21 protein-coding genes are annotated in these 24,423 nt (G+C 67.0%); 6 read left to right on the top strand and 15 right to left on the bottom strand.

Annotated elements, in window-relative coordinates:
• Window positions 1–27 precede the first annotated feature (27 nt).
• The 14 genes from ACAM57_RS06085 to serA form a co-directional block, all read right to left on the bottom strand.
• A complete protein-coding gene (locus ACAM57_RS06085) occupies window positions 28–795 on the bottom strand; it encodes an endonuclease/exonuclease/phosphatase family protein (RefSeq protein WP_126024712.1) in 768 nt (255 codons plus the stop codon).
• Window positions 792–1,268, bottom strand: a complete 477-nt coding sequence (gene nudB, locus ACAM57_RS06080; protein ID WP_369661011.1) for a dihydroneopterin triphosphate diphosphatase — start codon at window positions 1,266–1,268, stop codon at window positions 792–794. The genes ACAM57_RS06085 and nudB overlap by 4 nt, the downstream gene beginning before the upstream one ends.
• A 119-nt stretch (window positions 1,269–1,387) precedes the next feature.
• Entirely contained in the window at window positions 1,388–3,187 is a 1,800-nt protein-coding gene (aspS, locus tag ACAM57_RS06075; RefSeq protein ID WP_126024710.1) for an aspartate--tRNA ligase, read from the bottom strand.
• Window positions 3,188–3,226: 39 nt separating this feature from the next.
• Window positions 3,227–3,859: a DUF502 domain-containing protein gene (locus ACAM57_RS06070; RefSeq protein WP_126024709.1), complete on the bottom strand. Its 633-nt coding sequence runs from the start codon at window positions 3,857–3,859 to the stop codon at window positions 3,227–3,229.
• A 17-nt stretch (window positions 3,860–3,876) separates the two neighbouring features.
• The gene (locus tag ACAM57_RS06065) at window positions 3,877–4,206 is read right to left on the bottom strand and encodes an FmdB family zinc ribbon protein (RefSeq protein ID WP_126024708.1); all 330 of its coding nucleotides are present in this window, start codon (window positions 4,204–4,206) and stop codon (window positions 3,877–3,879) included.
• Between the two features lie 103 nt (window positions 4,207–4,309).
• Complete coding sequence (locus tag ACAM57_RS06060; protein WP_369661010.1) at window positions 4,310–5,761, bottom strand: sodium:solute symporter family protein; 1,452 nt, start codon at window positions 5,759–5,761, stop codon at window positions 4,310–4,312.
• Window positions 5,762–5,774: 13 nt separating this feature from the next.
• On the bottom strand, window positions 5,775–7,340 hold the full coding sequence (gene ubiB, locus ACAM57_RS06055; RefSeq protein ID WP_184642549.1) for a ubiquinone biosynthesis regulatory protein kinase UbiB: 1,566 nt from the start codon (window positions 7,338–7,340) through the stop codon (window positions 5,775–5,777).
• Window positions 7,337–7,909, bottom strand: coding sequence for an SCP2 domain-containing protein (locus ACAM57_RS06050; RefSeq protein WP_126024705.1), 573 nt, complete (start codon window positions 7,907–7,909; stop codon window positions 7,337–7,339). Before ACAM57_RS06050 ends, ubiB begins: the two co-directional genes overlap by 4 nt.
• A gap of 56 nt (window positions 7,910–7,965) precedes the next feature.
• A complete protein-coding gene (locus ACAM57_RS06045) occupies window positions 7,966–8,973 on the bottom strand; it encodes a Tim44 domain-containing protein (RefSeq protein WP_126024704.1) in 1,008 nt (335 codons plus the stop codon).
• Between the two features lie 34 nt (window positions 8,974–9,007).
• Window positions 9,008–9,739 (bottom strand): bifunctional demethylmenaquinone methyltransferase/2-methoxy-6-polyprenyl-1,4-benzoquinol methylase UbiE, encoded by a 732-nt coding sequence (gene ubiE / locus ACAM57_RS06040; protein ID WP_369661009.1) that lies wholly within the window; start codon window positions 9,737–9,739, stop codon window positions 9,008–9,010.
• A 148-nt stretch (window positions 9,740–9,887) separates the two neighbouring features.
• A complete protein-coding gene (locus ACAM57_RS06035) occupies window positions 9,888–10,301 on the bottom strand; it encodes a gamma-butyrobetaine hydroxylase-like domain-containing protein (RefSeq protein WP_369661008.1) in 414 nt (137 codons plus the stop codon).
• Entirely contained in the window at window positions 10,301–10,744 is a 444-nt protein-coding gene (locus ACAM57_RS06030; protein ID WP_369661007.1) for an HIT family protein, read from the bottom strand. The genes ACAM57_RS06035 and ACAM57_RS06030 overlap by 1 nt, the downstream gene beginning before the upstream one ends.
• The gene (locus tag ACAM57_RS06025; protein WP_369661006.1) at window positions 10,741–14,619 is read right to left on the bottom strand and encodes a DUF3683 domain-containing protein; all 3,879 of its coding nucleotides are present in this window, start codon (window positions 14,617–14,619) and stop codon (window positions 10,741–10,743) included. The genes ACAM57_RS06030 and ACAM57_RS06025 overlap by 4 nt, the downstream gene beginning before the upstream one ends.
• Window positions 14,620–14,766: 147 nt before the next feature.
• A complete protein-coding gene (gene serA, locus ACAM57_RS06020) occupies window positions 14,767–15,999 on the bottom strand; it encodes a phosphoglycerate dehydrogenase (RefSeq protein WP_184642555.1) in 1,233 nt (410 codons plus the stop codon).
• A gap of 275 nt (window positions 16,000–16,274) precedes the next feature.
• Here serA and ugpB point away from each other — a divergent pair, with 275 nt between their 5' ends.
• The 6 genes from ugpB (at window position 16,275) to ACAM57_RS05990 (ending at window position 23,631) form a co-directional block, all read left to right on the top strand.
• Complete coding sequence (ugpB, locus tag ACAM57_RS06015) at window positions 16,275–17,588, top strand: sn-glycerol-3-phosphate ABC transporter substrate-binding protein UgpB (RefSeq protein ID WP_126024698.1); 1,314 nt, start codon at window positions 16,275–16,277, stop codon at window positions 17,586–17,588.
• Between the two features lie 102 nt (window positions 17,589–17,690).
• Window positions 17,691–18,572, top strand: a complete 882-nt coding sequence (gene ugpA / locus ACAM57_RS06010) for a sn-glycerol-3-phosphate ABC transporter permease UgpA (protein ID WP_126024697.1) — start codon at window positions 17,691–17,693, stop codon at window positions 18,570–18,572.
• Window position 18,573: 1 nt separating this feature from the next.
• Window positions 18,574–19,425: a sn-glycerol-3-phosphate ABC transporter permease UgpE gene (ugpE, locus tag ACAM57_RS06005; protein WP_019656566.1), complete on the top strand. Its 852-nt coding sequence runs from the start codon at window positions 18,574–18,576 to the stop codon at window positions 19,423–19,425.
• Between the two features lie 3 nt (window positions 19,426–19,428).
• Window positions 19,429–20,436 (top strand): sn-glycerol-3-phosphate import ATP-binding protein UgpC, encoded by a 1,008-nt coding sequence (locus tag ACAM57_RS06000; RefSeq protein ID WP_126024696.1) that lies wholly within the window; start codon window positions 19,429–19,431, stop codon window positions 20,434–20,436.
• A 3-nt stretch (window positions 20,437–20,439) separates the two neighbouring features.
• On the top strand, window positions 20,440–21,186 hold the full coding sequence (ugpQ, locus tag ACAM57_RS05995; RefSeq protein WP_126024695.1) for a glycerophosphodiester phosphodiesterase: 747 nt from the start codon (window positions 20,440–20,442) through the stop codon (window positions 21,184–21,186).
• Between the two features lie 51 nt (window positions 21,187–21,237).
• Entirely contained in the window at window positions 21,238–23,631 is a 2,394-nt protein-coding gene (locus ACAM57_RS05990) for a DUF3772 domain-containing protein (RefSeq protein ID WP_369661005.1), read from the top strand.
• 145 nt (window positions 23,632–23,776) lie between these two features.
• On the opposite strand, the gene ACAM57_RS05985 is transcribed toward ACAM57_RS05990, so the two are convergent.
• Window positions 23,777–24,247, bottom strand: a complete 471-nt coding sequence (locus ACAM57_RS05985) for an Lrp/AsnC family transcriptional regulator (protein WP_126024693.1) — start codon at window positions 24,245–24,247, stop codon at window positions 23,777–23,779.
• Window positions 24,248–24,423 lie beyond the last annotated feature (176 nt).

The raw sequence follows: 24,423 nt of genomic DNA, 5'->3' as shown, positions 1-24,423 counted from the left end.
CGCCCGTCCCTTCTCGGAGCAATGCTATCAATTAAGGAGTGAAAAATCAGCCACCAGCGGCAGGTGGTCGGACATGCGGGCCCAGATCGGACCGCGCGGCACCACGCAGGACAGCGGCTCCAGCCCGCGCCCGTAGACGAAGTCGAGTTGCGCCACCGGCAGGCGCGAGGGATAAGTGAGCGTGCGCGGACCGCGCAGATCGCTGGTGTCGCGCAGGCCCATGGCGTTCATGGCGTAGCGCATGCGCGCGCCCCAGTCGTTGAAGTCGCCCGCCACCACCACGGCCTCGCCGGGCGGCACCTCGCGGTCGATGAACTCGCGCAGCCGCGCGATCTGCCGCACCCGGCTGCCCTTGATGAGCCCCAGGTGCACCACGATGGCGTGCACCCGCCGGCCTTCCACGTCGATCACCACGTGCAGCAGCCCGCGCTGCTCGAAGCGGTGGTCGGAAATGTCCTGGTGGGTAGTGCCCAGCACCGGCCAGCGCGTGAGCAGCGCATTGCCGTGCTCGCCATGGCGCGTGACGGCGTTGGTCTCGTAGACGGCGGTGTAGCCCTCGGGCGCGAGGAAGTCGGCCTGCGGCAGCTCGGGCCAGCGCGCGAAACGCGCCGCCGCCTGCCGGTTCATCTTGCGCACTTCCTGCAGGCAGACGATGTCGGCGTCGAGCTGCTCGATGGCGTGGCCGAGGTTGTGGATCTCGAGCCGCCGCGCGGGGCCGATGCCCTGCACACCCTTGTGGATGTTGTAGGTCGCGACGCGGAGGTTCTGCACCGCTGCTGCTGCCGGCTGGTTCATCGCGCAAATTCTGGCAGCAACAGAATGGCTTCGGCATTCGATGGGGAAAAGCAGGCGTCAGCCGCCTCCCGGTAGGGCAGCCAGCGCCAGTCGGTGTGCTCGCGGGGGTCGAGCGTGGGCACGACGCGTTCGGGCACGCGCAGGCCGAAAAGGTGCTCGGTGTTGTGGGTGACGCCCGGTGCATAGCGGGCGCGCCAGCGCGGATAGATCTCGTAGACGTTGCGCAGCTGCCAGTCGACCAGTTGCGAGGCCAGCGACGTGCCTTCGCCGCACAGGATGCCGGTTTCCTCGGCCACCTCGCGCGCCGCGGTGAGCACCAGGGGCTCGTCGGCCACGTCCTTGCTGCCGGTGACCGATTGCCAGAAGTCGGTCTCGGCATCCGCACGCCGGATCAGCAGCACATCGAGCGCCGGCGTGTGGATCACGACCAGCACCGACTCCGGGATCTTCCAGGGCCGAGAACCAGTCGTCATCGGGGGCGCTCAGTTTTCTTCGCGGAACACCGAGGAACCGGCTTTGCCGGGCCTCAGGTGTTGCCCCCGGTAGGGGGTTGGCGAAGCGACACGAAGTGCGCGCAGCCTGGGGGCGAGCATCATGCTTGCGCGTTGCGCAGCTTGATGTGGAGTTCGCGCAGCTGCTTCTCGTCGACCGGGCTCGGCGCCTGCGTCAGCAGGTCCTGCGCGCGCTGGGTCTTGGGGAAGGCGATCACGTCGCGGATCGACTCGGCGCCGGTCATGAGCATGACCAGGCGGTCCAGGCCGATGGCGATGCCGCCGTGCGGGGGCGCGCCGTACTGCAGCGCATCCAGCAGGAAGCCGAACTTGAGCTGCGCGTCCTCGGCGCTGATCTTCAGCGCGCGGAACACCTTGCTCTGCACTTCCTCGCGGTGGATACGCACCGAGCCGCCGCCCATCTCGATGCCGTTGAGCACCATGTCGTAGGCCTTGGCGATGCACTTCTCGGGCGCGGTGTCCATGAGGTCTTCGTGGCCGTCCTTCGGCGCGGTGAACGGGTGGTGCACGGCGCTCCAGCGCTGGCCTTCCTCGTCGAACTCGAACATCGGGAAGTCCACCACCCACAGCGGCGCCCAGCGGTCGTCGAACAGGCCGCTCTTCTTGCCGAAGGCGCTGTGGCCGATCTTGATGCGCAGCGCGCCGATGGCGTCGTTGACGATTTTTTCCTTGTCGGCGCCGAAGAACAGGATGTCGCCGTTGCGCGCACCCGTGCGCGCGATGATCTCGGCCAGCGCGTTGTCGTCGAGGTTCTTCACGATCGGGCTCTGCAGGCCATCGCGGCCGGCAGCAGCGTCGTTGACCTTGATGTAGGCCAGGCCCTTGGCGCCGTAGATCTTGACGAACTCCTGGTACGCGTCGATCTCGCCGCGCGAGAGACCGCCCTCGGCACCGCCGCCGGGCACGCGCAGCGCCACGACGCGGCCGCCGGCCATGGTGGCGGCGTTGGAGAACACCTTGAACTCGACACGCTTCATCAGCTCGGTGAGTTCGGTGAACTCGAGCTTCACGCGCAGGTCGGGCTTGTCCGAGCCGTACTTGAACATCGCGTCCGCGTACGTCATGGTCGGGAACACCGGCAGGTCGATGCCCGCGGCGTTGCGGAACACGTTGCGGATCATGCCTTCGAACATCTCGCGGATCTCTTCCTCGGCGAGGAACGAGGTCTCGATGTCGATCTGCGTGAATTCGGGCTGGCGGTCGGCGCGCAGGTCTTCGTCACGGAAGCACTTCACGATCTGGTAGTAGCGGTCGTAGCCGGCCACCATCAGCAGCTGCTTGAAGAGCTGGGGCGACTGCGGCAGCGCGAAGAAGCTGCCGTCGTGCACGCGGCTGGGCACGAGGTAGTCGCGCGCGCCTTCGGGCGTGGACTTGCCGAGCATCGGCGTCTCGATGTCGATGAAGCCGTTGGCGTCGAGGAACTTGCGCGTTTCCATCGTCACCTTGTAGCGCAGCAGCATGTTGCGCTGCATGGCCGGGCGGCGCAGGTCGAGCACGCGGTGCGTGAGGCGGGTGGTTTCCGACAGGTTGTCGTCGTCCAGCAGGAACGGGGGCGTGACCGAGGGGTTCAGCACCTTCAGCTCATGGCACAGCACTTCGATCTTGCCGCTCTTGAGCTGGTCGTTGGTCGTGCCTTCGGGCCGCGCGCGCACCAGACCGGTGATCTGCACGCAGTATTCGTTGCGCAGGCTCTCGGCCACGGCGAAGGTCGAGGCGCGGTCGGGGTCGCACACCACCTGCACGTAGCCTTCGCGGTCACGCACGTCGATGAAGATCACGCCGCCGTGGTCGCGGCGACGGTTGACCCAGCCGCAAAGGGTGACGGTCTGGCCCAGCAGGGCTTCGGTCACGAGACCGCAATATTGAGTACGCATGGCCATAGGAATCCATTCCGGCGCCTCGAGGGCGCGTTCGTTCTTTTATGAGTTGGAAGACTTCACCGCCACCGTGGCGGGGCCGCCTGGAACGACCACCCCCATCGAGACGATGTACTTGAGCGCTTCGTCCACGCTCATCTTCAGTTCGATGCAGTCGCTGCGCTTGAGCATCACGAAGTAGCCGCCCGTGGGATTGGGCGTGGTCGGCACATAGACGCTGAGGAACTCGCCCTCGCCGAGATGCGCGGCGACCTCGTTGCCGGGCGCGCCGGTCACGAAGGCGATGGTCCATACGCCTTCGCGCGGCCATTGCACCAGCACCGCGGTGCGGAAGGCATTGCCGTTCTCGGAGAACAGCGTGTCCGACACCTGCTTGACGCTGGAGTAGATCGAGCGCACCACGGGGATGCGCCGGACCACGGCGTCACCCCAGCCGAGCAGGCGCTTGCCGACGAAGTTGCTGGCCGTGGCCCCCACCACCAGCAGGATCGCCAGCGTGAGCAGCACGCCCAGGCCGCGCACCTTGTGGTCGCTCAGCCAGGTCTGCCACTGCTCGGGCAGCAGCCACAGCGTCTGGTCGAGCGTGCCGATGATCCAGTTCAGCACGCCGAGCGTGATGACCAGCGGCACGATGACCAGCAGGCCGGACAGCAACCATTTGCGCAGGGCGAGCATGGCGGTCGGGGGGCGTTTCAGTCGCCGCTCGTCGCGGCCGGCGCGGGAGCCGGTGCGGCGGGCGCCGGAGCGGGGCTCGGCGCGGCTGACGTGGTGGAAGAAGAGGAGGAAGACGAAGATTCGCCGGAGGCGGGCGACGTGGCCGGCTCGGACTTCTTGCCGCCGCCGTCACGGAAATCGGTCACGTACCAGCCCGAGCCCTTGAGTTGGAAGCCGGCGGCCGTGACCTGTTTTTCGAACGCACTCGCGCCGCACGCCGGACACACCGTGAGGGGTGCGTCGGACATCTTCTGCAAAGCGTCCTTGGCGAAGCCGCAGGCGCTGCACTTGTAGGCGTAGATGGGCATGGGAAATGAGGTCAAAAAAGCGGCGCAGCGGCCGCTCGCAAAGCCCTCGATTATAGGGGCGCCCCCGTGAAAGGACGCCCGGCCCAGCCGGCGGGCCCCGGCTTCAGGCCGGCTCCGTGGCCAGCGGGCGGTGCGGCGTGTGAGTGTTCGCCAACCATTGCGGCAGCAGCGAGCCGGCCACCATGCCCGCGAAAGAGCACAGAACACCCGCCAGCTGGGCCGGGAACACGGCTCCCCAGGACGGCACCTGCAGGAACAGCAGCCACACGCCGATGCCCAGGACGATCGAGGCGACCGCGCCCTGCGTGGTGGCCCGGCGCCAGTACAGGCCGCACACCAGTGGCACGAAGGCGCCCACCAGCGGCACCTGGTAGGCGCCCGAAACCAGTTCGTAGATCGGCGTGCCCTGCATGCGAATGGCGTAGGCCAGCACGGCGGCGCTGAACAGCAGCACCGTGATGCGCATGGTCATGAGGTTCTGGCGGTCGGTGCCGGCCGGTCGGAACTGGCGCCAGATGTTCTCGGTGAAGGTGACGCTCGGGGCCAGCAGCGTGGCCGAGGCAGTCGACTTGATGGCCGACAGCAGCGCGCCGAAGAACAGCACCTGCATCACGAAGGGCATTTTCTCCAGCACCAGCGTGGGCAGCACCTTCTGCGGATCTTCCTTCAGCAGCGCGCCGGTCTGCTCCGGCATGATGAGCAGCGCACTGGCCACGAGGAACATCGGCACGAAGGCGAAGAGGATGTACGCCAGGCCGCCGATCACCGGGCCACGGCGGGCCGCCTGGACGCTGTTGGCCGACATCACGCGCTGGAACACGTCCTGCTGCGGGATGGAGCCCAGCATCATCGTGATGGCCGCGGCGAAGAAGAACACCATGTCGTGCCAGCTCGGCTCGGGCCAGAACTTGAAGAGGTCCTTGCTGACCGCGAAGGCCACCACCTTGTCGGCGCCGCCGGCCATGTTGCCCGCGAACATCGCGATCACGGCCAGGCCCGCCACGAGGATGATCATCTGGATGAAGTCGGTGACCGCCACCGACCACATGCCGCCGAAGAGCGTGTAGGCCAGGATCGAGATCACCCCGATCACCATGCCCACCGGGATGCTGACCACGCCGCCCGACAGCAGGTTGAACACCAGCCCCAGCGCCGTGACCTGCGCCGACACCCAGCCCAGGTAGCTCAGCATGATGATCAGCGAGCAGGCCACCTCCACGCCGCGGCCGTAGCGCTCGCGGTAGTAGTCGCTGATGGTCAGCAGCGTCATGCGGTAGAGCTTGCCGGCGAAGAACAGGCCCACCAGGATCAGGCAGGTGCCGGCGCCGAACGGGTCTTCGACCACGCCGCTGAGCCCGCCCTCGATGAACTTGGCCGGGATGCCGAGCACCGTTTCGGAGCCGAACCAGGTCGCGAAGGTGGTCGTGACGATCATGTAGAGCGGCAGGTGCCGCCCGGCGATGGCGAAGTCGGTGGTGTTCTTCACCCGCTTGGCGGCGTACAGGCCGATCGCGATGGTGACAAGCAGATAGACGATGACCAGCGTCAACAACACGGCACAGACTCCTCTAGAACAGACGCACGCGCACCAGCAATTGCATGGCGAGCAACCCCAATACAAAACCTATGCCACCGTAGACGATGGTCTGCAGCAACCGGTTGGTGCGCTTCTGTTCGGCCAGCAGCTCGAGCAGCTCGCGGCGGTTGTCGACCGGGCGATTCTCCAGGAAATCGTGCAGTAATCGAGGCAATTGGGGCAGCAATTTGGCGTACCTGGGCGCCTCGGCCTTGAGCTGCTGCAGCAGCTTCTTGGGGCCGATCTGGTCGACCATCCACTTCTCGAGGAAGGGCTTGGCCGTGGCCCAGAGGTCGAGTTCGGGGTCGATGTTGCGCCCCAGGCCCTCGATGTTGAGCAGCGTCTTCTGCAGCAGCACCAGCTGCGGCTGGATCTCGACGTGGAAGCGCCGCGAGGTCTGGAACAGGCGCATCAGCACCATGCCCAGTGAGATTTCCTTCAGCGGCCGGTCGAAGTACGGCTCGCACACGGTGCGGATGGCCGCCTCCAGTTCATCGATCCGGGTGCCCACCGGCACCCAGCCGCTTTCGAGGTGCAGCTCGGCCACGCGCTTGTAGTCGCGCCGGAAGAAGGCCACGAAGTTCTGCGCGAGGTATTCCTTGTCCGACTCGGTCAGCGTGCCGATGATCCCGAAGTCCAGCGAGATGTAGCGCCCGAAGGTCTCCGGCTCCAGGCTCACCTGGATGTTGCCCGGGTGCATGTCGGCGTGGAAGAAGCCGTCGCGGAACACCTGCGTGAAGAAGATGGTCACGCCGTCGCGCGCCAGCTTCGGAATGTCGACGCCGGCCGCACGCAGGCGGTCCATCTGCGCGATGGGCACGCCCTTCATGCGCTCCATCACGATGACCTCGGGGTGGCAGAAGTCCCAGAACATCTCGGGAATCAGCACCAGGTCGAGCGCGGCCATGTTGCGGCGCAGCTGGGCCGCGTTGGCGGCCTCGCGCACCAGGTCGAGCTCGTCGTGCAGGTACTTGTCGAACTCGGCCACCACCTCGCGCGGCTTCAGGCGCTTGCCGTCGGCCGAGAGGTTCTCGAGCCAGCCGGCCATCATGGCCATCAGCGCCAGGTCCTTCTCGATCACGCCGCGCATGCTGGGGCGCAGCACCTTCACCGCCACCTCGCGCTCTTCGCCCTCGTTGGTGCGGATGGTCGCGAAGTGCACCTGCGCGATCGATGCGCTGGCGATGGGCGTCTCGTCGAACTGCACGAACACATCGCTCACCGGGCGGCGGAACGCGCGCTCGATGGTGGCGATCGCCACGGAAGAGGGAAACGGCGGCACCCGGTCCTGCAGGAAGGCCAGCTCGTCGGCGATGTCGGGCGGCAGCAGGTCGCGCCGGGTCGACAGAACCTGGCCGAACTTCACGAAGATGGGGCCGAGGCTTTCGAGCGCCTCGCGCAAGCGCTGGCCGCGCGGCGCATCGAGGTTGCGCCCGAAGGAAAGAACGCGCGTGACCCCGCGCACCCAGGGCTTCTGGAAGCTCGAGAGCACCAGCTCGTCGAGGCCGTAGCGCAGCGCGACCCAGACGATGAAAAGTCCGCGGTAGAAGCGCCTCATTCGGCGTTGCCTGCGGGGCCGACAGCCGAACCGCCGGCCTTGCCGGCCGTGCGGTTGCCGACGAACTGGCGCAGCGCACCGACAACACGGCGCACGGCGTTGCCCAGCGTATGCGCGGGCACGTCGCCGATCACGCGGGCCAGATCGTCCTCGACGTCCCAGCGCACATGGTCGACCAGCCAGTTGACCTCGGCCGCCAGCTGCACGTCGCCGATGATCTGCACGGCGGGCTTGTCGCCTCGAAGCGCGGCGCGGGCAATGTCGAAGGGAGAGTCGTCGGTGACGGTGAGCGTCAGCTCGGGCACCGAGCCGGCCGGGGCAAGGTCGAGAAGGCCGGCCGGCGTTGCCACCAGCTCCATGGTCACGAAGCGCCACTGGAAGCGCACCACCCGCCCCTGCTGGCGCAGCAGCCGCTGCTGGGCCTCGGGCTCCTGCTGGAGCACATGGTTGAGGAACAGGACCGCGCGGTTCTGGATCTCGTGGACCGCCCAGTCCGGGGGCTGCAGGCGCTCGCCAATGGTGTTGAAGAGATCGCCTAGAAAGGAAAATGGGGACGATGGTGTGGCCATGTCCCCATTATCCCGCCTGCGTTGCGGCCCCGTGAGGGCCGCTTTTCAGCTTTTTATTACTGCAGTGCCTGTACGCCTGCAACCAGCCAGCCACTGTTGCCGCTGACCGGCTTGGTCATGTTCCACACTTCGCGGAACGGGCCCGGGCCGGCCGAGGCGTCTTCGCGGATCATGCCGGAGAACTCCACGCTGGCCATGTAGGCGTCTGGCAGCTCCTCGATGCCGAGCAGCTTGGCGTCGAGCATCACGACTTCGGTCTTGTTGGAGGCACCACCGGTGTGGCTGGCGCGGTCGGCCAGCTGGGAACGGATTTCGTCGACCATGCCGTCGGTCATCATCGAACGCAGCGTCGACACGTCGGCGCGGTCCCACGCGTCCTGCAGGGTCACGAAGTTGCGCTTTGCAGCGCCGAGGAAGCCGTCGACGTCGAAGCCGGCGGGAATGCCCCACGACTGCGAACCGCCGAGTGCCGAGCCGATCATGCTGCCGCCTGCCGCTGCGCCAGCCGCCGAAAGGCTGCTGCCGTGCGGCGTGGCATCGAAGGCAGCGTTGTTGCGCTCCCAGGGACGCGCCGATGCGTCGTTGCCCACGTTGTTGGGGCTGTACTGCGCCGGAGCGCTCGCGTTGCTCGGGCTGGCACCGGCGCCCTGGAAGGCGAAGCCGCCCTGGCGATTGGCAACGGGCTGCGAGCGCGACTTGATCATGCGCCACACCACCACGCCTGCCAGCACCAGCAGGCCGATCAGCAGGATGTTGGCGAAGCCGGCGCCGAGGCCCAGCGAATTGGCGAGCCATGCGAGGCCCAGGCCGGCGGCCAGGCCGCCGAGCATCGCGCCCCAGGGACGCTTCGGTGCAGCTGCCGCGGGCGCGGGCGTTGCGGGCTTGGCCGCTGCCGCGTTGGTCGCGTTCTGCTGCGCGGGTGCCGAAGGCGCTGCGGACTCGCGCTGCGTCACGTTGGACGACTGGCGACCCATCGACTTGCCGCCACCGATGCGCGCAGCCTCGGCCTGGACACTGACCAGGACCAGCGCGGCTGCCAGGAACAAAGAACCCAAACTCTTCATATCGTCGTCTCCTCTCGAGCGAAAGATCCGCTTTTCAACACTTGATTCCAACATGGAGGGCAGCGATTCCCCCAGTCATGTTGTGATAGTCCACATGTCCGAAACCGCCCTCTTTCATGAGGGTCTTGAGCTCCTCCTGCGAGGGGTGCATCCGGATGGATTCGGCGAGATAGCGATAGCTCGCATCGTCGCCAGCCACGAGCTTGCCGAGCCTCGGCAGCACGTTGAAGGAGTACCAGTCGTAGGCCTTCGCGAGCGGCTTCGCGACCTTCGAGAACTCGAGCACCAGCAGCTTGCCGCGCGGCTTGAGCACGCGGTTCATCTCCTTGAGCGCGATGTCCTTGTGCGTCATGTTGCGCAGGCCGAAGGCCACGGTGACCACGTCGAAGTGGTTGTCGGGAAAGGGCAGCTTCTCCGCGTCGCAGACCATGGTGGGCAGCACCACGCCGGCGTCGAGCAGCCGGTCGCGGCCGGTGCGCAGCATGGCTTCGTTGATGTCGGTGTGGACCACCTGGCCGCTGGCACCGACCTTCTTCGCGAAGGCCAGCGCGAGGTCGCCGGTGCCGCCCGCGATGTCGAGGACGCGCGAGCCTTCGCCCACGTTCGCGACCATGACGGTGTACGCCTTCCAGGCGCGGTGCAGGCCTGCCGACATCAGGTCGTTCATGATGTCGTAGCGCGATGCGACCGAATCGAAGACACCGCGAACGCGGCGGGCCTTCTCGCTTTCGTCGACCGTTTCGAAGCCGAAGTGTGTGGTACTCATGCGACCGATGTTAGGCCGGAAGCCTTCACATCAAGTCGACGACCCCGCGACCACGGCGGACATTTGTTGCTTTTTCAGCCCCGCCCTTTCTGGGCGTAGGGCTATCTTTTCAATAGCAGCGGCGGATTCTTGCGCTGCCTCGAAGGCCTCAGTGGCTGCCGCAGGCGTGGCCGCCCTTCTCGATCATCGGCGCGTCGCGGTCGACACCCGCCTCGGCCAGCCGGCGCTCATAGGCAGACCACAGTTCGGCCTGCTTCTCGCCCAGTTCGTAGAGCAGGTCCCAGGAGTAGATGCCCGTGTTGTGGCCGTCGCTGAAGGTCGGCTGCACCGCGTAGTTGCCCACCGCCTCGAGCTCGACGAGCTCGACATCGCGCTTGCCCGTCTGCAGCACTTCCTGCCCGGGGCCATGGCCCTGCACCTCGGCCGAGGGCGAGTAGATGCGCATCAGCTCGAAGGGAATGCGGAAGGTCGCGCCATCCGAGAAGCCCACTTCGAGCACGCGCGACTGGCCATGCACGGTGATCGACTGCGGCGTCGGTGCGCCCGGTTTCAAGCCTGCCATCAGAAGCTCCTGTTGCCCAATCGCTCGATCATCGCAGCCTCGATGGCGGGCAGGAGCGCGGCAATGTCAGCTTCGAGCGCCGCATCGCGCTCGCGCTGCACCGGCGCCCACACCGAGCCGGGGAAGTGGCTGTCGTTCGGGAAGCGCGCGATCACGTGCCAGTGCAGGTGCGCGACCATGTTGCCGAGCGCGGCGAGATTGATCTTCGCCGGCTTCAGATGCTCGCGCAGGCACTGCTCGACCACTGTCACCGCTTCCATGCACAGGGCACGGTCGGCCGCGTCGAGATCGGAGAACTCCGGCGCGTGCTCGCGCCACACCACGCGATAGAAGGCCGGGAAGCCCGCCTCCTCGGCATGGATCACGCGCAGCTTCGCGCCCTCGAACACGAGGCGCCCGCCCGGGCCCTCGCACAGCACGCAGCCCTGCACCTTCGACGTCACACCAGCACCCGCTCGATGCCGCCCTGATTGGCGGCTTCCACGTAGTTCGGCATCCAGTCTTCGCCGAGGATCTTGTTGGCCATCTCGACCACGATGTAGTCGGCTTCGAGCAGTCCATTGTTCAGGTCGTTGCCGTAGCGCGAGAGGCCCTGCAGGCAGCTCGGGCAGCTGGTGAGGATCTTCACGTTCTCCTTCTCGCCGACCTTGCCGGCTTCGCGCAGCGCGGCTTCGCCCTTCTTCAGCTCCTGTTCCTTGCGGAAGCGGATCTGCGTGGAGATGTCGGGCCGCGACACGCCCAGCGTGCCCGACTCGCCGCAGCAGCGGTCGTTCTTGAGCACGTTGTCGCCCACCAGCGCCTTCACCGTCTTCATCGGGTCCTGCTGCTTCATCGGCGAGTGGCAGGGGTCGTGGTAGAGGTAGCCGCCGCCTGCCGCATCGGCGAGCGTGATGCCCTTTTCGAGCAGGTACTCGTGGATGTCGACGATGCGGCAGCCCGGGAAGATCTTGTCGAACTGGTAGCCCTGCAACTGGTCGTAGCAGGTGCCGCAGCTCACCACCACCGTCTTGATGTCGAGGTAGTTGAGCGTGTTGGCCACACGGTGGAAGAGCACGCGGTTGTCCGTGATCATCTTCTCGGCCTTGTCGAACTGGCCGCTGCCGCGCTGCGGATAGCCGCAGCACAGGTAGCCCGGCGGCAGCACGGTCTGCACGCCCGCATGCCAGAGCATGGCCTGCGTGGCCAGACCGACCTGCGAGAACAGCCGCTCCGATCCGCAGCCCGGGAAGTAGAAGACCGCCTCGGTCTCGGAGGTGGTCGCCTTCGGGTTGCGGATGATCGGCACGTAGTCCGCATCCTCGATGTCGAGCAGCGCGCGCGCCGTCTTCTTCGGCAGGTTGCCCGGCATCTTCTTGTTGATGAAGTGGATCACCTGCTCCTTGACCGGGGCCGGCCCGAGCGACGCCGGCGGCGCGGAGGTCTGCTTCTTCGCGAGGCCGCGCAGCAGGTCGTTGGCCAGGCGCTGCGCCTTGAAACCCACGCCCACCATGCCCGCGCGCACCGCCTTGATGGTCTGCGGATTGGTCGCGTTCAGGAAGAACATCGCGGCCGCATTGCCGGGGCGGAAGCTCTTCTGGCCCATCTTGCGCAGCAGGTTGCGCATGTTCATCGACACGTCGCCGAAGTCGATCTTCACCGGGCAGGGCGTGAGGCACTTGTGGCACACGGTGCAGTGGTCGGCCACGTCCTCGAATTCCTCCCAGTGCTTGATGCTCACGCCGCGCCGGGTCTGCTCTTCGTAGAGGAAGGCCTCCACCAGCAGCGAGGTCGCGAGGATCTTGTTGCGCGGGCTGTACAGCAGGTTGGCGCGCGGCACGTGCGTGGCGCACACGGGCTTGCACTTGCCGCAGCGCAGGCAGTCCTTCACGCTGTTGGCGATGTCGCCGATGTCGCTCTGCTGCATGATGAGCGACTCGTGCCCCATGAGGCCGAAACTCGGCGTGTAGGCGTTGGTCAGGTCGGCGTGCAGCGTCTCGGGCTTGCCCGCGGGCGCGCGCAGCAGCTTGCCCTTGTTGAAGCGGCCTTCGGGGTCGACCTTGGCCTTGTACTCGGTGAAGGGGCGCAGCTCGTCGTCGCTCAGGAATTCGAGCTTGGTGATGCCGATGCCGTGCTCGCCCGAGATCACGCCGTCGAGGCTGCGCGCCAGCGCCATGATGCGCACCACCGCGGCATGCGCGGTCTGCAGCATGTCGTAGTTGTCGCTGTTGACGGGGATGTTGGTGTGCACGTTGCCGTCGCCCGCGTGCATGTGCAGCGCGACCCACACGCGCCCCTTGAGCACGCGCTTGTGGATGGCGGTGCACTCCGCCAGGATCGGCGCGAACTCCGCGCCCGTGAAGACGGCCTGCAGCGGCTGGCGCAGCTGGGTCTTCCAGCTCGCGCGCAGCGAGTGGTCCTGCAGCTGCGGGAAGAGCGCGTCGACGTCCTTCAGCCAGCCGGCCCACAGCGCGCGCGTTTCCTGCACCAGCGCCACCGCCTGCGCGACGCGGTCTTCCAGCAGCTCGGCCGCGGGAATCTCGTGCGCGTCGTCGGTCTTGCCCAGCGGCAGGTTGCCGCGCGTGAGGAAGGCTTCGAGCTCGTCGGTGAGCGCGAGCTTGTTCTGCAGCGACAGCTCGATGTTGATGCGCTCGATGCCGTCGCTGTACTCGGCCATGCGCGGCAGCGGGATCACCACGTCTTCGTTGATCTTGAAGGCGTTGGTGTGGCGGCTGATGGCCGCCGTGCGCTTGCGGTCGAGCCAGAACTTCTTGCGCGCCTCGGGGCTGATGGCGATGAAGCCTTCGCCGCTGCGCGAGTTGGCAATGCGCACAACCTCGGAGGTGACGCGCGCCACCGCGTCGGCGTCGTCGCCCGCGATGTCGCCGAACAGCACCATCTTGGGCAGCCCGCCGTGCGTCTTCGACTTGGTGGCGTAGCCCACGGCCTTGAGGTAGCGGTCGTCCAGGTGTTCGAGGCCGGCCAGCAGCACGCCCGAGCGCTTCTGCTCGGCGAACATGAAGTCCTTGATCTCGACGATGCTGGGCACCGCGTCCTTGGCGTTGCCGAAGAACTCCAGGCACACGGTGCGCGTGTGAGCCGGCATGCGGTGCACCACCCAGCGGCAGCTGGTGATGAGGCCGTCGCAGCCCTCCTTCTGGATGCCGGGCAGGCCCGAGAGGAACTTGTCGGTCACGTCCTTGCCCAGGCCCTCTTTGCGGAAGGTGCGGCCCGGAATTTCGAGGCGTTCGTTGCGCAGCTTCGTCCTGCCGTCGGCGGCGTAGTACTGCAGCTCGAACACGGCGCTGTCGACGTCGTGGATCTTGCCCAGGTTGTGGCCGATGCGCGTGACCTCGAGCCACTCGGCCTGCGGCGTGACCATGCGCCACGAAGCCAGGTTGTCGAGCGCCGTGCCCCAGAGCACGGCTTTCTTGCCGCCCGCGTTCATGGCGACGTTGCCGCCCACGCACGAGGCCTCGGCCGAGGTCGGGTCGACCGCGAAGACGAAGCCCGCGCGCTCGGCCGCATCGGCCACGCGCTGGGTGACCACGCCGGCCTCGGTCCAGATGGTGGGCACCGGGTCGGCCAGTCCGGGCAGCGCGACGTGCTCGACCTCGGTCATCGCCTCGAGCTTCTCGGTGTTGATGACGACGCTGTTCCAGGTCAGCGGAATGGCGCCGCCGGTGTAGCCGGTGCCGCCTCCGCGCGGGATGATGGTCAGGCCCAGCTCGATGCAGCCCTTCACCAGCAGCGCCATCTCGGCCTCGGTGTCGGGGCACAGCACCACGAAGGGGTACTCCACGCGCCAGTCGGTGGCGTCGGTGACGTGGGCGACGCGCGAAAGGCCGTCGAACTTGATGTTGTCCTTGGCGGTGAGCCGGCCCAGCACGCGCGTGGCCTTGCGGCGCAGGGCGGCGACGTCGCGGAACTTGGTGTCGAAGGCGGCCACCGCATCGCCCACGAGGGCCGTGAGCTCGCCCACCAGCTGGTCGCGCGGCAGGTCGCTGTCGGGGGTGCGGCGCTTCTGGACCTCGGCCAGGCGGTGCCTCAGGGCATCTACCAGCTGGCCGCGGCGGCGCGGGTTGTCGAGCAGGTCGTCGACCAGGTAGGGGTTGCGCTGCACCACCCAGATGTCGCCCAGAACCTCGTAGAGCATGCGCGCCGATCGGCCGGTGCGGCGCTCGGCGCGCAGGGTCTGCAGCAGTTCCCAGCCGCGTTCGCCCAGCAGGCGAATCACGATCTCGCGATCGGAGAAGCTGGTGTAGTTGTACGGGATCTCGCGCAGTCGGACAGGCTCTGCGGCCTGTGCCAATAGCGTATTCAACGCGGTCGGAGCATTCATCGGGTGGGGCGCCTCGGCCGGGCGCTGCGCGCCCATAGCCGGGCTGGGGATTTTATTGCAGCGCTCGGGGTCTTGCCTCGTGACCGTGCTTGCGGCCTTGTGGTAGGCGCTGCTTCCGGGGGAATCACCTCCCCCCGGGAGGCCGGGTCAGAACAGCACGCGGCTGCGGATCGTCCCGCCCACCTTCGCCAGCTTCTCCAGCGCCAGGTCGGAGGAGGCGGCGTCGATGTCCATCACCACGTAGCCGATCTTCTCGTTGGTCTGCAGGAACTGCGAGGAGATGTTGATGTGGTTGTCCGAGAAGATCTTGTTGATCTCCGACAGCACGCCCGGCACGTTGCGGTGCACGTGCAGCAGCCGGTGCTTGCCCGGGTGCGCCGGCAGCGCCACCTCGGGGAAGTTGACCGACGAGGTCGAGGTGCCGTTGTCGCTGTACTTGACCAGCTTTTCCGCCACTTCCAGGCCGATGTTGGCCTGCGCCTCCATGGTCGAGCCGCCGATGTGGGGCGTAAGGATCACGTTGTCCAGGCCGCGCAGGGGCGACTGGAACTCGTCCTTGTTGCTGCGCGGCTCCACCGGGAACACGTCGATGGCGGCGCCCAGCAGCTTGCGCGCCTTCAGCGCCTCGGCCAGCGGCTCGATCTCGACCACGGTGCCGCGCGAGGCGTTGATGAGGATCGCGCCGGGCTTCATCGCGGCGATCTCGGCCGCGCCGATCATCCATTGGGTGGCCTGGGTCTCGGGCACGTGCAGCGTGACGATGTCGCTCTGGGCCAGAAGCTGGTGCAGGTCGCGCACCTGGCGCGCATTGCCCAGCGGCAGCTTGGTGACCACGTCGTAGAAGGCCACGTGCATGCCCAGCGCCTCGGCCAGCACCGACAGCTGCGCGCCGATCGAGCCATAGCCCACGATGCCCAGCGTCTTGCCGCGGATCTCGTAGGCGTTCTCGGCCGACTTGAGCCAGCCGCCGCGGTGCGCCACCGCGCTCTTCTCGGGCACGCCGCGCAGCAGCAGGATGGCTTCGGCCAGCACCAGCTCGGCCACCGAGCGGGTGTTGGAGTACGGTGCGTTGAACACCGCCACGCCATGCTCGCGGGCAGCTTCCAGGTCGACCTGGTTGGTGCCGATGCAGAAGCAGCCTGCCGCCACCAGCTTGTGCGCCGCAGCGAACACCTCGGCCGTGAGCTGGGTGCGCGAGCGGATGCCCAGGAAGTGCACGTCGGCGATCTTCTCTTTCAGCTCGGCATCGGGCAGCGCGCCCGGCAGCGACTCGACGTTGGTGTAGCCGGCGGCGCGCAGCACCTCCACGGCCGAGGGGTGGATGCCTTCGAGCAAGAGGAACTTGATCCTGCTTTTGTCGAGGGAGGTTTTGCTGCTCATGGAGGTCTCTTGGAAGCCCCGGCCACGGCGACAGGCTAGGCCGAAAAAAGGGAGGGCGATGCTAGCATGGTGCGGCGCAGCAAGAGGGGCCTCGCCCCCTGCCGGGCCTGCTGCGAACAGGGCCAAATCCGGCCGAAAAGGCAAGGGAAGGCCGAAGGGTCCAAAGGGGTTTCCCCGATTGGAGGAAACCCGTGCTCCGTGCGCCAATGTGACGCGGCTGTGTCATCCACATGCCCTAGCATCCGCGCTTTCCATTTTTCCCTTCAGGAGTCTTCATGCGATTCAAGACGCTCGCGCTGGCATCGGCGTTGGCCGCCACCACGCTGTTCAACGTGGCGCAGGCCCAGACCGAGATCCAGTGGTGGCATTCCATGACCGCCGTCAACAACGAGTGGGTCAACGACCTGGCCAGGCAGTTCAACGAGAGCCAGAAGGAATACAAGGTCGTCCCCACCTTCAAGGGCACCTACGACGAATCGATGACGGCCTCCATCGCCGCCTTCCGTGCCGGCAACGCCCCGCACATCCTGCAGGTGTTCGAAGTGGGCACCGCCACCATGATGGCCAGCAAGGGCGCCATCGTGCCGGTCGGCCAGGTCATGAAGGACGCGGGCGAGAAGTTCGACCCGGCAGCCTACATCCCCGCCGTGGCCGGCTACTACACCGCCCCCAACGGCCAGATGCTGAGCTTCCCGTTCAACAGCTCGACCACCATCTTCTATTTCAACAAGGACGCCTTCAAGGCCGCCGGCCTGCCCACCGACAAGGCTCCCGCCACCTGGCCCGAGGTGGTGGCCGCCGCCGCCAAGCTCAAGGCCAGCGGCCACAAGTGCCCGTTCACCACGGCCTGGCAGAACTGGACGCAGGTCGAGAGCTTCTCGGCCTGGCACAACGTCGAGTTCGCGAGCAAGGCCAACGGCCTGCAGGGCCTGGACGCGCGCCTGAAGGTCAATTCGCCGCTGCACCAGCGCCACATCGAGAACCTGGCCAGCATGGCCAAGCAGGGCCTGTTCATCTACAAGGGCCGCGGCAACGTGCCCGAGGCCTCGTTCGTGTCGGGCGAGTGCGCCATGATCAACACGTCCTCGGGCTTCTACGGCAACGTGGCGAAGAACGCCAAGTTCGCCTACGGCCTGGCTCCCCTGCCCTACTACCCGGACGTGCCCGGCGCGCCCCAGAACACCGTGATCGGCGGCGCCAGCCTGTGGGTCATGTCGGGCAAGAAACCGGCCGAGTACAAGGGCGTGGCCAAGTTCTTCAGCTTCATCTCGACACCTGAAGTGCAGTCCGCCAGCCACAAGCGCACCGGCTACCTGCCCGTGACCATGGCCTCGTACAAGCTCACCGAGGACTCGGGCTTCTACAAGCAGAACCCCGGCACCGACGTGGCCGTGACGCAGATGATCCGCAAGGTCACCGACAAGAGCCGCGGCATCCGCCTGGGCAACTACGTGCAGATCCGCGCCATCGAGGACGAAGAGCTCGAACAGGTCTGGAACGGCAAGAAGACCGCCAAGGAAGCCCTCGACGCCATCGTGACCCGCGGCAACGAGCAGCTGGAACGCTTCCAGAAGGCCAACAAGAGCTGACGATCGACAACCGGACCCCGCGCGTGTCCGGCTAATATCGCCCGCCCCCGTCCGCTCTTGCGCAAGAGCGGGCCGGGCGGGATTTTTATATGTAGAGGGTTCATGGAAAAACGCGTCTTCTTTCGCTCGGGCTGGCTGCCCTGGCTGCTGCTGGCACCGCAGATGGCGGTGATATTCGTGTTTTTCTTCTGGCCGGCCGCACAGGCCCTGCTGCAGTCGCTGCAGCAGCAGGACGCCTTCGGCACCTCGGTCGATTTCGTCGGGCTGCAGAACTTCAGGGAACTCTTCGAGGACCCGGCCTACGCCGAGTCGTTCAAGACCACCGCCATCTTCTCGGTGCTGGTGGCCAGCATCGGCCTGACGCTGTCGCTGACGCTGGCCGTGTTCGCCGACCGCATCGTGCGCGGCGGCATGTTCTACAAGACCATGCTGATCCTGCCGTACGCCGTGGCGCCCGCCGTGGCCGCCGTGCTGTGGGTGTTCATGTTCTCCCCCTCGCTGGGCGTGGTGGCCTATGCGCTGGGCAAGATCGGCATCGACTGGAACCACCTGCTCAACTCGAAGCACGCGATGACGCTGATCGTGATGGCCGCCGTGTGGAAGCAGATTTCCTACAACTTCCTGTTCTTCCTGGCGGGGCTGCAGTCCATCCCGAAGTCGCTGATCGAGGCGGCCGCCATCGACGGCGCGCGCCCGTGGCGCCGCTTCTGGACGGTGCAGTTCCCGCTGTTGTCGCCCACCACCTTCTTCCTGCTGGTGATGAACGTGGTCTACGCGTTCTTCGACACCTTCGCCATCGTGCACGCCGCCACCGAGGGCGGCCCGGGCAAGGACACGGAAATCCTCGTCTACAAGGTCTATCACGACGGCTTCAAGGCGCTCGACCTGGGCGGCTCGGCTGCGCAGTCGGTGGTGCTCATGGTGATCGTGATCGCGCTGACCATCGTGCAATTCCGCTACGTCGAAAAGAAGGTGCAGTACTGACATGGTTGAAAGAAGAAGCACCCAGGGCATCCTGGCCCACGTGGTGATGATCCTCGGCGTCCTGATCGTCGCCTTCCCCATCTACCTCGCCTTCGTGGCGTCCACGCATACCGCGCAGGAAATCGTGCAGCGGCCGATGCCGCTGCTGCCGGGCTCGCACATGCTGGAGAGCTACAAGGGCGCGCTCTTCGGCCGCGCGAGCAGCGCCGGCTCCAACGCGCCGGTGGCGCACATGATGTGGGTGAGCCTGGTGACGGCGCTGGTCATCGCCGTCGGCAAGATCGCCATTTCGCTGCTGTCGGCCTTCGCCATCGTCTACTTCCGCTTCCCGTTCAAGAAGATCTGCTTCTGGGCGATCTTCGTCACGCTGATGCTGCCGGTGGAAGTGCGTATCCTGCCCACCTACAAGGTGCTGTCGGACCTGAGCATGCTCAACAGCTACGCGGGCCTGACGGTGCCGCTGATCGCCTCGGCCACTGCCACATTCCTGTTCCGGCAGTTCTTCCTGACGGTGCCCGAGGAACTCACCGAGGCCTCGCGCATGGACGGCGCGAGCCCGATGCGCTTCTTCTTCGACGTGCTGCTGCCGCTGTCGAAGACCAGCATCGCGGCGCTCTTCGTGATCCAGTTCATCTACGGCTGGAACCAGTACCTCTGGCCGCTGCTGGCGGTCACCAACGAGGACATGTACCCGATCGTGGTCGGCATCAAGCGGCTGATCGCCGGCGGCGACGGCCAGAACGAATGGAACGTGGTGATGGCGACCGCCATCCTCGCGATGCTGCCGCCGGCGCTGGTGGTGGTCCTCATGCAGAAGTGGTTCGTCAAAGGCCTCGTGGACACTGAAAAATAAGTTATGGCTTCCCTCTCCCTACGCAACGTCATCAAGCGCTACGGCCACGGGCCCAAGGCGAACCAGGTCATCCACGGCGTGAGCGCCGAGATCGCCGACCACGAGTTCATCGTCATCGTCGGGCCCTCGGGCTGCGGCAAGTCCACGCTGCTGCGCATGGTGGCCGGCCTGGAGGAAATCTCCGCCGGCGAGATCGCCATCGGCAACAAGGTGGTGAACAACCTGGAGCCCGCCGAGCGCGACATCGCCATGGTGTTCCAGAACTACGCGCTGTATCCGCACATGAGCGTGTTCGCGAACATGGCCTACGGCCTGAAGATCGCGAAGGTCCCGCCGGCCGAGATCAAGACGCGCGTCGACAAGGCCGCGAAGATCCTCGAGCTGGGCCACCTGCTGGAGCGCAAGCCGCGCGAACTGTCCGGCGGCCAGCGCCAGCGCGTGGCCATGGGCCGCGCCATCGTGCGCCAGCCGCAGGTGTTCCTGTTCGACGAGCCGCTGTCGAACCTCGACGCCAAGCTGCGGGCGCAGACCCGCCTCGAGATCCAGAAGCTGCACCGCGAGCTCGGCATCACCTCGCTGTTCGTCACGCACGACCAGGTCGAGGCCATGACGCTGGCCCAACGCATCATCGTGATGAACGGCGGCGTGATGGACCAGTTCGCCACCCCCGAGGAGGTGTACTCGCGCCCCGCCACCACCTTCGTCGCGAGCTTCATCGGCTCGCCGCCGATGAACCTGCTGAAGCACGCGCCCGGCGTGCGCCCGGGCCAGATCCTGGGCATCCGCCCCGAGCACCTGAAGCTCGACGAGAGCGGCTGGTCGGTGCAGGTCGAGCAGGTCGAACTGCTGGGCGCCGAGCGGCTGGTGTACGGCCGCATCGGCGACGAGCAGATCATCATGCGCACCGACGAGGCCGACCATCCGCCAGTTGCAGGCGACACGGTGAAGATCGCGGCGCGCGAAGACAAGCTGCACTGGTTCGACGCCGGCTCCGGCAAACGCGCGGACTGATCGATGGCCGAGCTGAATCCTTGGCCCTACCCCCGCTGGGTCGCCCACCGCGGCGCCGGCAAGCTCGCTCCCGAGAACACGCTGGCCGCGTTCCGCCTCGGCGCCTCGCACGGCTATCGCATGTTCGAGTGCGACGCCAAACTCAGCGCCGATGGCGTGGTGTTCCTGATGCACGATGCCACGCTCGATCGCACCACCAGCGGCCACGGCACCGGCGGCGCGCAGCCCTGGAGCGCGCTGGCGCAGCTCGACGCGGGCGGCTGGCATTCGCGCGCCTACGCGGGCGAGCCGCTGCCCACGCTGGAGAACCTGGCGCGCTTCTGCCTGGCCAACGGCCATCTGCTCAACATCGAGATCAAGCCCACGCCCGGCACCGAGCGCGAGACAGGCGAAGTGGTCGCCCGTGAGGCCGCCCGCCTCTGGAAGGGAGCCGCCGTGCCGCCGCTGCTCACCTCCTTCCAGGTCGAATCGCTCAAGGGCGCCCAGGCGGTGCAGCCCGGGCTGCCGCGCGGCCTGCTGCTCGACAAGCTCTGGGATGGCTGGCTCGAGGCGGCCAGGCAGCTCGGCTGTGTCGCCATCGTCTGCAACCACGCGCTGTGGGACGCCACCGTGGTGGCGCTGGTGCACGAGGCGGGCATGCGCGCGCTGAGCTACACGGTGAACGACGACTGGGCCGCGCAGCGGCTGATCGAGCTCGGCACCGACGGCATCATCACCGACAGGGTCGATCTCTTTCCTCCAGCCGCCTGACGCGGAGATTCTTACCAGTCCTTACGAAATGGCGGCTTCTATGATGCGGCCATGAGTTGGACCCAACGCTTCGCGAGCTTCTGCCTCGCGGCCCTGTTCATCTGCGGCGGTGCGCAGGCGCAACCGGACGCCGGCAACGGAAACAACGCCAACAGCGCCGCCGCGGCCGCCGCAGCCCCTGCCCCCACGATCGCCGAACTGCGCGCGCAGTTCACCAAGCTCAGCAACGCCGCCGAGACGGACGACGACGCGCGCAAGCTGCTCGCCCAGATCAACGACATCGGCGTGCAGGCCGACAAGTTCGTCGCCGCGCGCACCGGCGATCTGGCCGATCTGAACGCCAAGCTCGGCGAGCTCGGCAATCCGCCCGCCGCCGGCACCACCGAAGACCCCGACATCACCCGCCAGCGTGCGAGCCTGACGAAGGAGCGCAACGCACTGGATGCCGACATCCGCCTCGCGCGCCTGCTGTCGGTCGACGTGCGGCAGCGCGGCACCGAGCTGGTCACGCAGCGGCGGGCGCTGTTCGAGGCGCAGCTCACCGAGCGCGCGGCTTCGCCGCTGACCACCGAGTTCTGGAGCGACCTGCGCGAGGCCTGGCCCGACGACCTGGTGCGCCTGAAGGCGATGGTCTCCTCGGTGAACGACGGCCTGGTGGCTGCCACCCAGCCCGGGACCCGCCTTCCGGTGATCGCCGCGCTGGTCGGCGCGCTGCTGCTCACGCTGTTCGGCATCTGGGGCGCCGAGGTGCTGCTCGCCTGGCTGGCGGCGCGCTACCTGCCGGCGGGGCGGCTGCGGCGCTCGGTGCTGGTGATCGGCATCGTCGCCAGCCACGTGCTGCTGGTGGCGGTGGCGGCGCACGGCTTCGTCGAGGTGCTGAAGGAGTTCGCCACCTGGGAGCCGCAGGCGCGCAAGGTGCTGCAGTCGGCCGCGCAGCTGCTGGTGTTCATGGCCTTCGTGATCGGGCTGGGCCGCGGGCTGCTGGCCACGCGCCGGCCCTCGTGGCGGCTGCCGCCCATTCCCGACGAGATGGCCAGCCGGCTCGCGCCCCTGCCCTGGATGGTGGCGCTGGTGGCGGTGCTGGCCTGGACGCCGGCCGAGGTCAACGCGCTCATCGACGCCAGCTTCGCCGCCGTGGTGGCCACGCACGTGCTCACCGCGCTGGTGCTGACGGCGCTGGTCGCCTCGGTGCTCTACCTCGTGAAGCCGCTGCGCGCCGACGCGGCCGAAGCCGGCCTGCCCGAACGGCCGATGTGGGTCGGCCTGCTGGTGGCGCTGATCGGCATGCTGATGATCGCGATCTGGGTGCTGGTGGCGCTGGGCTACGTGGCGCTCGCGAGCTTCCTGGCCTCGCAGCTGGCCTGGAGCGGCATCGTCGCGGCCGCGTTCTACGTGCTCTTCAAGTTCGCGGACGACGTTTTCATGGCCACGGTGTCGTCTCGCGCCGGCTTCGGCCAGCGGCTGCAGAAGAGCTTCAACCTCGCGCCGCAGACGCTGGACCAGGCCGCCACGGTGCTGTCGGCGCTCAGCCGCGTGGCGCTCTTCTTCTACATGCTGGTGGCGCTGGCCGCGCCGCTGGGCACGGGGCCGGGCGAGGTGTTCCAGCGCAGCGGCAAGTTCGGCACCGGCGTGAAGGTGGGCGAGTTCCAGCTGGTGCCGGGCGCGATCCTCAGCGCGGTCGCGGTGGCCGTGGTGGGCTTCGTGGTGCTGCGCATCTTCAAGCGCTGGCTCGCGCGCAGCTACCTGCCCAACACCAAGTTCGAGCCGGGCATGCAGAGCTCCATCACCACGCTGCTGGGCTACGTGGGCGGCATCCTGGTGATCGCCTTCTCGCTGTCGGCGCTGGGCATCGGCATCGAGCGCATCGCGTGGGTGGCCAGCGCGCTGTCGGTGGGCATCGGCTTCGGCCTGCAGGCCATCGTGCAGAACTTCATCTCGGGGCTGATCCTGCTGGCCGAGCAGCCGGTGAAGGTGGGCGACTGGGTGGTGCTGGGCACGGCCGAGGGCGACGTGCGGCGCATCAACGTGCGCGCCACCGAGATCCAGCTGGGCGACCGCTCGACGCTGATCGTGCCGAACTCGGAGTTCATCACGAAGACCGTGCGCAACATGACGCTGGCCAACGCCGAGGGCCGGGTGCTGATCCGCCTGCCGATGCCGCTGACCACCGACGCGCAGCGCGTGCGCGAGCTGATCCTCGCGGCCTGCAAGGCGCACGAGGGCGTGCTGGAGACGCCGGCGCCCTCGCTCACGCTGGAGGGCATCGAAAACGGGCTCCTGATCTTCCAGGCCATCGCCTACGTGGCGAGCCCGCGGCTGGCGGGGGGCGTGCGCAGCGACCTGCTGTTCACCATCCTCGACGAACTGAAGAAGGCCTCGCTGCCGCTGGCGGTGCCGACGATGGTGATGACGGCGCCGCCGCCGGCGCCTGGCGGGGCGGGTTGAAAGCGGGATCGGGAGCGGACAGCCGAACGCAGAAGTCGCGAAGGTTTCGCAGAAGTCGCAGAAGAAAACTTTTTTGGTTCTCCTTCTGCGACCTCTGCGTAGTTTTTGTATTCCTTCTGCGTTCGGCTGTCCGCTCCCGCCTCCTTCACTCCAGCGGCAGCGCCGTGGTGAACTTGATCTCGTTGAGGCACACGCTGGAGCGCACCGCCGACACGCCGGGCATGTGCATCAGCGTGTGCATCAGGAACTGCGAGAGCGACTCGAGGTCGTGCGCGACGACCTTGAGCACGTAGTCGAAGTCGCCCGTCACCGAGTAGCACTCCAGGATCTGCTTCATGTCCGCGATCAGGTCCTGGAACTTGGGCAGTTCGTCGACATGGCCGCGCGCCATGGTCACGTGGATAAAGGCGGTCACGCCCAGCCCGATGTGGCGCGCGTTCAGCCGCGCCGCGTAGCCGTGGATCAGCCCCAGCTCCTCCAGCCGCCGGTGGCGCCGCAGGCACTGGGCGGGCGAGAGATTGGCCGCCTCCGCCAGTTCCAGGTTGGTGGCCCGGCCGTGGGCTTGCAGGTGCTCGAGAATCTTCCGGTCGATCCGGTCGAGTGCGATGTCATGCAATTTCTTCTCCCAATGCACCAGATCGATGCAATTTTATGGCGCAAAGCGGGGTAAGCCCGAGGCTTTCATGCACCTTAATTGTGCAAAGTACGATCTAGACTCCGTGGCGCCCGGACCGCACGACGCGATGTCCAGCCGTTGAATCCCTCGCCGTCGGCACCCGCCGGCGGCTTCAG

This window comes from Variovorax sp. V15, from assembly GCF_041154425.1.
Lineage (GTDB): Bacteria > Pseudomonadota > Gammaproteobacteria > Burkholderiales > Burkholderiaceae_C > Variovorax > Variovorax guangxiensis.
Note: the sequence above shows the minus strand (reverse complement) of the source record. Positions and strands in the feature narration are given on the sequence as shown.

What these genes read in the sequence shown, in the direction of transcription:
- ACAM57_RS06085 (WP_126024712.1), bottom strand. Translation starts at nt 795, where the DNA reads ATGAACCAGCCGGCAGCAGCAGCGGTGCAGAACCTCCGCGTCGCGACC.
- nudB (WP_369661011.1), bottom strand. Translation starts at nt 1,268, where the DNA reads ATGACGACTGGTTCTCGGCCCTGGAAGATCCCGGAGTCGGTGCTGGTC.
- aspS (WP_126024710.1), bottom strand. Translation starts at nt 3,187, where the DNA reads ATGGCCATGCGTACTCAATATTGCGGTCTCGTGACCGAAGCCCTGCTG.
- ACAM57_RS06070 (WP_126024709.1), bottom strand. Translation starts at nt 3,859, where the DNA reads ATGCTCGCCCTGCGCAAATGGTTGCTGTCCGGCCTGCTGGTCATCGTG.
- ACAM57_RS06065 (WP_126024708.1), bottom strand. Translation starts at nt 4,206, where the DNA reads ATGCCCATCTACGCCTACAAGTGCAGCGCCTGCGGCTTCGCCAAGGAC.
- ubiB (WP_184642549.1), bottom strand. Translation starts at nt 7,340, where the DNA reads ATGAGGCGCTTCTACCGCGGACTTTTCATCGTCTGGGTCGCGCTGCGC.
- ACAM57_RS06050 (WP_126024705.1), bottom strand. Translation starts at nt 7,909, where the DNA reads ATGGCCACACCATCGTCCCCATTTTCCTTTCTAGGCGATCTCTTCAAC.
- ACAM57_RS06045 (WP_126024704.1), bottom strand. Translation starts at nt 8,973, where the DNA reads ATGAAGAGTTTGGGTTCTTTGTTCCTGGCAGCCGCGCTGGTCCTGGTC.
- ubiE (WP_369661009.1), bottom strand. Translation starts at nt 9,739, where the DNA reads ATGAGTACCACACACTTCGGCTTCGAAACGGTCGACGAAAGCGAGAAG.
- ACAM57_RS06035 (WP_369661008.1), bottom strand. Translation starts at nt 10,301, where the DNA reads ATGGCAGGCTTGAAACCGGGCGCACCGACGCCGCAGTCGATCACCGTG.
- ACAM57_RS06025 (WP_369661006.1), bottom strand. Translation starts at nt 14,619, where the DNA reads ATGAATGCTCCGACCGCGTTGAATACGCTATTGGCACAGGCCGCAGAG.
- serA (WP_184642555.1), bottom strand. Translation starts at nt 15,999, where the DNA reads ATGAGCAGCAAAACCTCCCTCGACAAAAGCAGGATCAAGTTCCTCTTG.
- ugpB (WP_126024698.1), top strand. Translation starts at nt 16,275, where the DNA reads ATGCGATTCAAGACGCTCGCGCTGGCATCGGCGTTGGCCGCCACCACG.
- ugpA (WP_126024697.1), top strand. Translation starts at nt 17,691, where the DNA reads ATGGAAAAACGCGTCTTCTTTCGCTCGGGCTGGCTGCCCTGGCTGCTG.
- ugpE (WP_019656566.1), top strand. Translation starts at nt 18,574, where the DNA reads ATGGTTGAAAGAAGAAGCACCCAGGGCATCCTGGCCCACGTGGTGATG.
- ACAM57_RS06000 (WP_126024696.1), top strand. Translation starts at nt 19,429, where the DNA reads ATGGCTTCCCTCTCCCTACGCAACGTCATCAAGCGCTACGGCCACGGG.
- ugpQ (WP_126024695.1), top strand. Translation starts at nt 20,440, where the DNA reads ATGGCCGAGCTGAATCCTTGGCCCTACCCCCGCTGGGTCGCCCACCGC.
- ACAM57_RS05990 (WP_369661005.1), top strand. Translation starts at nt 21,238, where the DNA reads ATGAGTTGGACCCAACGCTTCGCGAGCTTCTGCCTCGCGGCCCTGTTC.